Raw genomic sequence first — 8,816 nt, 5'->3', positions numbered from 1 at the left:
TGCAGCTGCTGGTCGGCCCGGCCAAGAACGACCCCCGTCCCCTGATCCTCTACCACGGACGCCGTTGCCCCGATGGCTACGGCGCGGCGCTTGCCGCCTGGCTGTTCTATGAAGGCCAGGCCGAATTCCGCGGTCTCGACCATGGCGAGATCAACAGCGCCGACGAGCTGGGCGACCTCGCGGGACGCGCGGTCTACGTGCTCGATTTCGCTTTCGGCCCCGAACTGCTGGCCGAAATCGAGTCGCGCGTCGCCAAGCTGGTGCTGCTCGACCACCACAAGAGCGCGGCCGAGAAGCTGCACGGCTATTCGTGCCGCTGCGGCGTGGTGCACTTCGACATGCACAAGTCGGGCGCGCGCCTGGCCTGGGAGTTCTTCCATTCCGAAAAGCCCGTGCCCGCGCTGATACGCTGCATTGAAGACCGCGACATCTGGACCTGGCAATACCCCGAGAGCCCGGCGTTCCTGGCCGCGCTCGATATGGAGCCGCGCACCTTCGAGCGCTGGGCCGAGATCGCGGCGTTCACCCCCGAGCAGGAAGTCGCCTTCATGGCGCGCGGCGACGCGATGGACGAGAAGTTCCAGAAGCTCTGCGCCGACATCGCCGAAGGCGCTCAGCCCGTGGTCTTCAACGGCGTCGCCGGCCTGATGGTCAATGCGCCCGGAATGTTCCACAGCCAGGTCGGCGACCTGCTGGCCAAGCAAAGCGGCACCTTTGCGCTGATGTGGAATGCCAGCACCAGCGGCGTCAAGGTCGGTCTGCGTTCGCGCTCGGAGTTCAACTGCATTCCCATGGCCGAATCCATGGGCGGCGGCGGCCATGCCCAGGCCTGCGGCTTCAAGATGCCGATTGCGCGTCTGGGCGAGCTGCTCAGCGGGGCATTTGTGGCCCAGCCTGAGCCGGTCGAGCTGCATCCGCAGGCGGCTGAGTAACCCAGCCCGGCAAGGCCATCAGGGCCTGCCAGTCGCGCACATCCGCGACCTGCGGCGCAAGCGCGGCCCAGTCCGCCTGTAAATGCAGCATTTCCCCGCTGACCGGGTGCGGCAGGCTCAGCGACTGCGCATGCAGCCAGAGCCGCTGCTGGCCCAGGCGCTCGGCCCACCAGCGGTTGAGCGGGCCCTTGCCATGCGTGGCGTCGCCAATGATGGGATGCGCCACATGCTTGAGGTGGCGGCGTATCTGGTGGCGCCGGCCCGTGAGCGGCAGGGCCTCGACCAGCGACAGCCGCGTGCCCGCGTGGCGCGGGTCATAGGCTTCGGGCCAGTTCAGCCGCGCCAGGCAGCGCAGCGTGGTCTGCGCCGATTGCACCGGGGCATCCGCCGGCGCGTCATCGGGCTTGAGCGCATGGTCGACGTCGATTTCGCCGGGCAACCAGCCGCGCACCAGCGCCAGATAGCGCTTGTGCGTCTGCTGGTTTTCAAACGCCTGGCCCAGCGCGCGCGCGGCATCGGCGTGCAGCGCCATCACCAGCACGCCGCAGGTGCCCTTGTCGAGGCGGTGCACGGGAAACACGCGCTGGCCTATCTGGTCGCGCAGCGTCTGCATCACGAAACGGGTTTCGTGCGCGTCCAGGCCGGTGCGGTGCACCAGCCAGCCCGCGGGCTTGTAGACCGCGATCAGATGTTCGTCGCGCCAGAGCACATGCAGGGCGGGGGCGGGGTCGTGGGGCGGCAGTTCGGGCAAGGCGCGGGTCCTGAGAAAAAGGCGGGGCGGGTGCGCACTGTACGCCAGCGCGGCGTGAAGCATGGCGTGCACCATTGCGGTGCGCGCGCGCAGCGGTCACAATCAAGGGTTTTCCCGGGGCGGGATTGTCGCGGTGCGCCGCATTGGAGAGGTTGGAATGCTCAAAGGCATTGTCGCGTCGGTGCTCGCATCGGTGTTGTTCGGCGCGATTTATTCGTTCTCTCCGTGGCTGGCGCCGCTCGACGGCGAACAGATCTTCGGCTGGCGCGTGCTGCTGACGCTGCCGTTCACGACGCTCATGCTGCTGCTGCTGGGGGAGACCGCGCTGCTGGCGGCTGTCTGGCGGCGCGTGCGCGCGCGCCCCGCGCTGGCGCTGGCGCTGCTCGCGAGCGCGGCGATGCTGGGCGTGCAGCTGTGGCTGTTCATGTGGGCACCGCTGCACGGCCGCGCGCTGCCGGTGTCGCTGGGCTATTTCCTGCTGCCGCTGACGATGGTGCTGGTCGGACGCGTGTTCTATGGCGAGCGGCTGTCACGCGCCCAGGCCCTGGCGACGCTGCTCGCGGCGCTGGGCGTGGCGCACGAGCTGTGGCTGGCGGGCGGAATGTCCTGGGAGACCTGGCTGGTGGCGCTGGGCTATCCCGTGTACTTCGCGCTGCGCCGGCGGCTGGACATTCCGGGAATCGTCGGCCATTGGCTGGACATGGCCCTGCTGGTGCCGGCCGCGCTGTGGTTCATGGGCCGCGCGCCTTCGAGCTGGGCGCTGCTGCCCGACCATCCCGCGCTGTGGGCGCTGCTGCCGCTGCTGGGCGTGGTCAGTGCCGTGGCGCTGGCGCTCTACATGGCCGCGAGCCGCTGGCTGCCGCTGGGCCTGTTCGGGCTGCTGTCGTATGTCGAGCCCGTGCTGCTGGTGCTGGTCGCGCTGCTGCTGGGCGAAAGCCTGCAGCCCGGCCAGTGGCCGACCTATGCACTGGTGTTTGCCGCAATTGCCGTGCTGCTGGCCGAAGGCGTGGTGCAGCTGCTGCGCCAGCGCCGGCGCTGATTCTTCAGGCCTGCTGTTCGGACGCGCCCGAAATGCGCGCCGCGTCCTCGAGCCGGTCCACATCGCGCAGCGGCTTGAACCAGGTCATCCAGCCGCCGACCACGGCCAGCGTGCACAGGCTGCCGGCAATTGCCGCGGGCACCGCGCCCAGCAGGGCCGCGCTGCTGCCCGCGCGGAACTCGCCGAGTTCATTTGACGAGCCTATGAACAGCATGTTGACCGCGTTGACGCGCCCGCGCATGGTGTCGGGCGTGGAGAACTGCACCAGCGCCGAGCGGATGTAGACGCTGACCATGTCGGCCGCGCCGGCCAGCATCAGCGCGGCGATCGACAGCCAGAACCAGGTCGACAGCGCGAACACCAGATTGGCCAGGCCGAACAGCGCGACGGCGGCGAACATCACGCGGCCCACATGGCGGCGTATCGGGCGGGCGCTGAGCCACAGCCCGGTCGCGACTTCGCCAATGGCCATGGCGCTGCGCAGCATGCCCAGGCCTTCGGGGCCGACCTTGAGCACTTCGTGCGCGTAGATGGGCAGCAGCGCGATCACGCCGCCCAGCAGCACCGCAAACAGGTCCAGCGAAATCGTGCCCAGGATGATGGGGCGGCTGCGGATGAACTGTATGCCGTCGCCGAAACGCTGCCACATGCGCCCGGCCAGCGCGGTGCGCGGCATGGCATGCAGCACGGGAACGCGCGCCAGCATCAGCACCGCGAGCACCAGCGCGGCCATGGCGCAGCCGTAGGTCAGCTCGCCGCCGCCCAGCGCATAGAGCACGCCGCCGAGCACCGGCGCGGCAATCGAGGCGGTGCGCATCAGCATGCTGTTGGTCGCCAGCGCCTGGGCAAGATGTTCGCGCGCGACGATCTGCGGCAGCAGGCTTTGCATGGCCGGTCCGGTGAACGCGCGGCTGCAGCCGAACAGCACCAGCACCGCATAGATCCAGTGGACGTTGGTCGTGTGCTGGGCGGAAAGCCAGAACAGCAGGCCGGCGCACAGCGCGGCGACGCTCCAGCTCGCGCCCAGGATGCGCTTGCGGCTCATGCGGTCGCTCAGGTCGCCCGCGGGAATCAAGAGCAGCAGCATCGGCAGGAACTGCGCCAGTCCCACATAGGCCAGCGACAGCGGGTCGCGCGTCAGGTCATAGACCTGCCAGGCCACGACCACGGCCTGCATCTGCTGGGCAAACACGCCCAGCAGGCGGGCAGTGAGAAAAGGAAGAAAACCAGGCTGGCGCAAGGCGCCAGAAGCGGAAAGGGAAAAGGGAGAAGCCAAAGCGCGGACCTGTCTGGAAAGGGGCGAGGGCCATGAAAAGGCGGCCCCGGCACGCGCCGAGATTGTGCGCCAAAGCCGCGCGCGCTGCTCGGCGCCGCGCGCCAGCGCGTGCATCATTGCCGAGGATGCAAATTGGATGACTCGGGGACGAGGTCTATTCCCACATTTTTTCTGCAGTTTTGCATCCAACAATCTCAACCAGTGCCTGCCCAGTGAGTGGTTTATTCAACCAGCAAAGGAACCGCGCCATGTCGTTGCTCAACACCAGTTCCCTCCTGGGACGCGAGGCCGTCATCGACTTTCCGGACAGCCAGGCCCTGGTTCATTATTCGCCCCAGGGGCTGCTTTTCTGGAAGGTCACTGACTGCAAAGGCGGCACGTCCGAAGGCCGCGAACGCCTGAGCTATCTGCAGCTCAGCGACACCTTGCACTTTCTCAACTGGATAGAAAAAAGCGGCTTCACCGTGAGCCAGGTGGTCGACACCGCCCGGGGCACGGTCAAGGCTTTCTGGTCCTATACCGACGAAAACACCAACGGCGTGCAGCGCGCGTCGATGTTCGTCGACGGACAGTTCCGCTTCCGCTGAACGCGCGCCCCCGCTGGGGCTGCGCCTGCGCTTTGGCTCAGCGCACGATTTCCGACTCCACAGTCATGTCGAGCACATAGGCAAAGGCCGGGGCATCGGCGGGCGGGTTGGCCACGGGGTAGCGCTGGATGCGCAGCACATTGCGCACGCCGGGCTGGTGGGTGTAGCCCTGGATCTCGCCGTACCAGTTTTCCCAGGGGCCGGTGTGCGTCTTCAGGCCCTGGCCGTCGTATTCGATCTTGCGCACCTGCAGGCACTGGTAGTTGGGAATCAGCGGATGGCTGCAGGTGACGCGCTGCGGCGCGACTTCCAGAAACATGCGCTCGCCCGCGCTGCCGTAGCGCGTGGCGTCGGTGGGCTTGCCTTCGAGCACCCATTGGCCGCCGTCCGAGAACACCAGCGTCAGTATCGGTGCGGGCGTGGCGCCGGCCTCGGCCGGCGCTGTGGCGATGCGCCATTGGCTGGCCTGGGGCAGTCTTTGACCGACCTGCTGCTCGAGCACCATGGCCGCGGAGTCGGGGCAGGCCATCAGCGTGCCGCGCACGGGACCGATATGCAGCGCATTGCCCTGCAGGCTGTAGCCTGCCGACAGCGCATTGCACAGTCTGCCCACCGAGACCTGGTTCTGCGCAAAGTTCAGCACCACCGTGCGGGACGTGGCAGGTGGCGCGGCGTTGGCCGCGGCTGCAGCGGGCGGCAGGGTCCAGCCCGCCTGCGGCTGGCCCTGGTCGTTGCGCACTTCGCGCAATTGCCAATGGTAGGCCTCTAGCGTGGCGGCATCCGCACCGGTTTCAGGAACGGCGGTCTGCGAAGTCGCGCAGGCCGTGAGGCCGGCCGACAAGGCCAGGATCCCAAAAAATCGCATGAAGTTTCCTTTCGGTGCCAGCAGGGCTGGCTGAAAAATTGCAACAGTTGGCAGCATGCCCGGTTCCAGTGAGGTCCTCACGTAGTTGGGTCAAGGCAGTGCTTGTCGGACGTTTGCGCAAGAGTGTGTACGGGCTGGCGACTTCTGCGGAAGTCCCGGCTTCTGTAACCTGCGGACCAACAGTGATGCGATCAGTGTGCTATAAAATTTGAGAGCATTTTCGCGGTCGGACGAAGTCGTCTGTAACCGATTGAACAAGGAGCGCCTGGTGGTGAAGCAGAAACGGATGGACGGATGGCGGCGCAGCCTCTTGCCGCTGGCATGGCTGGCGCTGGCCGCAAGCCTGACCGCCTGCGCCAGCGAACCGATGAAGCGCGTGCGCTCGCAGGAGGATTTCTCCTCGACCGCCACCTACTCACGGCTGTTCGATGCCACCCCCGCACAGACCTGCGAAGCCGCGCGCCGGGCATTGCTGAGCCAGGGCTACATGATCAACAACGCGCGCGCCGATCTGGTCGAGGGGCAAAAGAGTTTCCAGCCCGAGCCCGAGGTGCATCTGCAGATGCTGATACGCGTGGTCTGCGTGCCCGAAAGCGCCGATCACGGCGTGAGCCTGGGCTTCGTCACCGCGCTGCAGGACCGCTATGCGCTGAAGAAAAGCGCGAACTCCGCGAGCCTGGGCGTGGGCGCGCTGGGCTCGGTGTCGCTGCCGTTCGCGGCCAGCAACGACTCCATGGTCAAGGTCGGCAGCGAGACGATTGCGGTCGACGCGTTCTACGAGAACTTCTTCGATCTGGTCAAGCGCTTCCTGCAATCGGAAGCGTTGCCTGAAGAATAAGGCGCCTAGAAGCGGCTGATTCGACCCCGCAAATCGAAGATCTGCGGTTGAGGCGCGGCCGGCGAGGCGCGGCCGGCCAGGCGCGGCCGGCGAGGCGCGGCCGGCCAGGCGCGGCCGGCGAGGCGCTGCAGCGACGCCTCAAGGGTTGTGTCGGCCGCTTACGCCGGCACGAACAGCGCCGGGTCCACCATGGTCTGATTGAGCATCACGCCCCAGTGCAGGTGCGGGCCGGTCACGCGCCCGGTCGCGCCTACCGCGGCAAATGCATCGCCCGTGGCGAGCACATCGCCGAGCTTGGCGTCCGTTCGGCTCAGGTGGCAGTACATGCTCAGCAGGCCCGCGCCATGGTCGAGCCAGACCGTGCCGCCATTGAAGAAATAATCCCCCACATCGACCACCTTGCCCGGCAGCGGTGCGACGACCGGCGTTCCCTTGGCCGCGGCGATGTCCATGCCGCTGTGCGGATTGCGCGACTGACCGTTGAACACGCGGCGCAGGCCAAAGGAACTCGAGCGCCTCCCGGGCACGGGCACGCGCATGCGCAGGTCTTCGCTGCGCTGCGCGGTGAACAGCGCCATCACCTGCTGCTGGTGCGCGCGCTCGCGTTCATGGCGCGCGAGGTCTTCGGGCGCGAGGTCCACGGTCTTGGGCGATACCTTGAGGTGCTGCTCCTGATAGCGTTTGTCGCGCACGCGGTACTCGAGGCTTTGCAGGCCTTCGCCGGCATCGACCTGCACGCGGTGCACGCCCGGCGCGGCCGACAGTGGAATGCCCACGATGGCGGTCCATTCGATCATGTCGCCCGCGACCAGCACCGGAAAATCGCCGGCCTTGACCTTGGGCCGCTGGGCCGCGGGCCCGAGCGACAGGCGCGCCACGCCGCCGGGAACGCGCGATTCGTGGGGCCAGATGTCGAATTTGGCGGGAGCTGCAAAAGCCGCGGGGCTGGCCAGCGCGCACAGCGTGGCTTGCAATGCCGTTCGGCGCGACAGATGGGAAGTATTCAGGTGCATGGCGCCATTGTGCCGCCGTCCCAAGGCCGGTTTCGTAGGTCTCAGCCGGGTGCGCGGTAGACCAGCACCTTGAGCGAGCGCTCGGGCGAGACATCGGCGAACACCGCGGGGTTGGCCACGCGCCCGGCGAATGCGAGTTCGGGCGCGAGTTCCTGCATCTGGCTTTGCAGGAAGTCCTGGCCCAGCTCGGGCGCGTTGAGGCACAGCAGCGCGTGGCCGCCGGGGCGCAGCAGCTCGGGCAGGCGGCGCATCAGCTTGGCGTAGTCCTTGGTCGCGACAAAGCTGCCTTTCTGGTAGCTCGGCGGGTCGACGACGACCAGATGGTAGGGGCCGCCGCGCGTGATCTTGCCCCAGGTCTTGAAGATATCGTGGGCGAGAAAGCTCGCGCCGTCGCTGATTTCGTTGAGCTGGTGGTTCTGCTGGCCTATGGCCAGCGCGCCGCTGCTCATGTCGAGATTGAGCACCTGCCGGGCGCCGGCCTGGCGCGCGACGACCGAGAACGCGCAGGTATAGGCAAACAGGTTGAGCACCTTGAGCCCGCGCTCCCGTTCGGGGTGGGCCGCCACATGCTCGTGCACCCAGCGCCGGCCTTCGGCCATGTCCAGAAACAGGCCGTGGTTCTGGCCCTTGAGCACATGCACGCGGTAGCGCGTGCCGTTCTCGGTGACAACATGCGGCTCGGGCACGCTGCCGGCCATGAGCCGCGTGTCGCTGCGGCCTTCGTGGCGGCACTGGAACACCCAGTTGAGCGGCGCGCCGGCGCCTATCTGCTGCCAGCGCTGCTCCAGCGCCGCGCCTATGGCCGCGAGTTCCTCTTCAGGCACCGGCTTGAAGCTGGTCAGCAGCAGCACGGGCGCATAGGCATCGAGCGCCCATTGTTCGCAGCCCGGATGCAGGCCGCCGCGGCCATGGAAGATGCGCCGGGCATCGGTGGGCAGTTCCATCGTGGCGATGGCGTGGAGCAGGGCTTGCATGGGGTCCTGGGATGTGCGGAGGAGATGAAAAAGGCTGCCAGCGGCAGCCTTTGCGTGCGTCGGATGCCGGGCTTACTTGCCCCAGCTGTCTTTCAGCCCGGTGATCTTGTTGAAGACCGGCTTGCCGGACGCGTGGTCCTGGCGGTCGGTGACGAAGTAGCCGTGGCGCTCGAACTGGAAGCGCGTGTCGGGTGCGGCGCTGGCCAGCGAAGGCTCGACAAACGCGGTCACGACCTTGAGGCTGTCGGGGTTGAGCAGCGCGAGGAAGTCCTTGCCGCCGGCGTCGGGCTGGGCGTCGGTGAACAGGCGGTCGTAGATGCGCACTTCGGCGGCAACGCCATCGGCCACGCCCACCCAGGTGATCGCCGCCTTGACCTTGACGCTGTCGGCGCCGGGCGTGCCGCTCTTGGTGTCGGGCACGACCTGGGCCAGCACTTCGGTGATCTCGCCGGCGGCGTTCTTGTTGCAGCCCGTGCATTCGATCACATAGCCGCCCTTGAGGCGCACCTTGTTGCCGGGGAACAGGCGCTTGTAGCCCTTG

9 protein-coding genes and 1 pseudogene are annotated in these 8,816 nt (G+C 67.4%); 4 read left to right on the top strand and 6 right to left on the bottom strand.

Features of this window, described 5'->3' with window-relative positions; genetic code table 11:
* Positions 1 to 932: DHH family phosphoesterase (locus RR928_RS11405; RefSeq protein WP_332549375.1), on the top strand; the 932-nt coding region annotated here is incomplete at its 5' end.
* On the opposite strand, the gene RR928_RS11400 is transcribed toward RR928_RS11405, so the two are convergent.
* Positions 871 to 1,683 (bottom strand): pseudouridine synthase, encoded by an 813-nt coding sequence (locus RR928_RS11400; protein WP_332537652.1) that lies wholly within the window; start codon positions 1,681 to 1,683, stop codon positions 871 to 873. The genes RR928_RS11405 and RR928_RS11400 overlap by 62 nt on opposite strands.
* Before the next feature lie 157 nt (positions 1,684 to 1,840).
* Between RR928_RS11400 and rarD the strand changes: the two genes are divergently transcribed.
* Positions 1,841 to 2,722, top strand: a complete 882-nt coding sequence (gene rarD / locus RR928_RS11395; RefSeq protein ID WP_332537653.1) for an EamA family transporter RarD — start codon at positions 1,841 to 1,843, stop codon at positions 2,720 to 2,722.
* Positions 2,723 to 2,726: 4 nt separating this feature from the next.
* On the opposite strand, the gene RR928_RS11390 is transcribed toward rarD, so the two are convergent.
* Positions 2,727 to 3,962, bottom strand: a complete 1,236-nt coding sequence (locus RR928_RS11390; protein WP_332537654.1) for an MFS transporter — start codon at positions 3,960 to 3,962, stop codon at positions 2,727 to 2,729.
* 284 nt (positions 3,963 to 4,246) lie between these two features.
* On the opposite strand from RR928_RS11390, the gene RR928_RS11385 reads away from it, so the two are divergent.
* Positions 4,247 to 4,585, top strand: a complete 339-nt coding sequence (locus tag RR928_RS11385) for a MoaF-related domain-containing protein (protein ID WP_332537655.1) — start codon at positions 4,247 to 4,249, stop codon at positions 4,583 to 4,585.
* Positions 4,586 to 4,622: 37 nt separating this feature from the next.
* On the opposite strand, the gene RR928_RS11380 is transcribed toward RR928_RS11385, so the two are convergent.
* Positions 4,623 to 5,450, bottom strand: coding sequence for an META and DUF4377 domain-containing protein (locus RR928_RS11380; protein ID WP_332537656.1), 828 nt, complete (start codon positions 5,448 to 5,450; stop codon positions 4,623 to 4,625).
* A 286-nt stretch (positions 5,451 to 5,736) separates the two neighbouring features.
* On the opposite strand from RR928_RS11380, the gene RR928_RS11375 reads away from it, so the two are divergent.
* Entirely contained in the window at positions 5,737 to 6,288 is a 552-nt protein-coding gene (locus tag RR928_RS11375; protein WP_442881491.1) for a DUF2242 domain-containing protein, read from the top strand.
* A 158-nt stretch (positions 6,289 to 6,446) separates the two neighbouring features.
* Here the strand turns inward: RR928_RS11375 and RR928_RS11370 are convergent, their stop codons facing one another.
* From RR928_RS11370 to RR928_RS11360, 3 genes and pseudogenes are all read right to left on the bottom strand, one after another.
* Positions 6,447 to 7,301 carry a peptidoglycan DD-metalloendopeptidase family protein gene (locus RR928_RS11370; RefSeq protein WP_332537657.1) on the bottom strand — a complete coding sequence of 285 codons (855 nt, stop codon included), beginning with the start codon at positions 7,299 to 7,301 and terminating at the stop codon, positions 6,447 to 6,449.
* Between the two features lie 41 nt (positions 7,302 to 7,342).
* A complete protein-coding gene (locus RR928_RS11365; RefSeq protein ID WP_332537658.1) occupies positions 7,343 to 8,275 on the bottom strand; it encodes a class I SAM-dependent methyltransferase in 933 nt (310 codons plus the stop codon).
* A gap of 72 nt (positions 8,276 to 8,347) precedes the next feature.
* Positions 8,348 to 8,816: pseudogene (locus tag RR928_RS11360) on the bottom strand (glutamine--tRNA ligase); the annotation flags it as partial.

Origin of the sequence: Comamonas sp. (assembly GCF_036666375.1) — a bacterium.
In the GTDB taxonomy this organism is placed as follows: Bacteria; Pseudomonadota; Gammaproteobacteria; order Burkholderiales; family Burkholderiaceae_C; genus Comamonas.
The sequence above is the reverse complement of the archived record's forward strand: the minus strand, read 5'-3'. Positions and strand labels throughout refer to the sequence as shown.

Coding starts and splice junctions, on each gene's coding strand:
- RR928_RS11370 (WP_332537657.1), bottom strand. CDS start 7,301: ATGCACCTGAATACTTCCCATCTGTCGCGCCGAACGGCATTGCAAGCC.
- RR928_RS11380 (WP_332537656.1), bottom strand. CDS start 5,450: ATGCGATTTTTTGGGATCCTGGCCTTGTCGGCCGGCCTCACGGCCTGC.
- rarD (WP_332537653.1), top strand. CDS start 1,841: ATGCTCAAAGGCATTGTCGCGTCGGTGCTCGCATCGGTGTTGTTCGGC.
- RR928_RS11365 (WP_332537658.1), bottom strand. CDS start 8,275: ATGCAAGCCCTGCTCCACGCCATCGCCACGATGGAACTGCCCACCGAT.
- RR928_RS11375 (WP_442881491.1), top strand. CDS start 5,737: ATGGACGGATGGCGGCGCAGCCTCTTGCCGCTGGCATGGCTGGCGCTG.
- RR928_RS11385 (WP_332537655.1), top strand. CDS start 4,247: ATGTCGTTGCTCAACACCAGTTCCCTCCTGGGACGCGAGGCCGTCATC.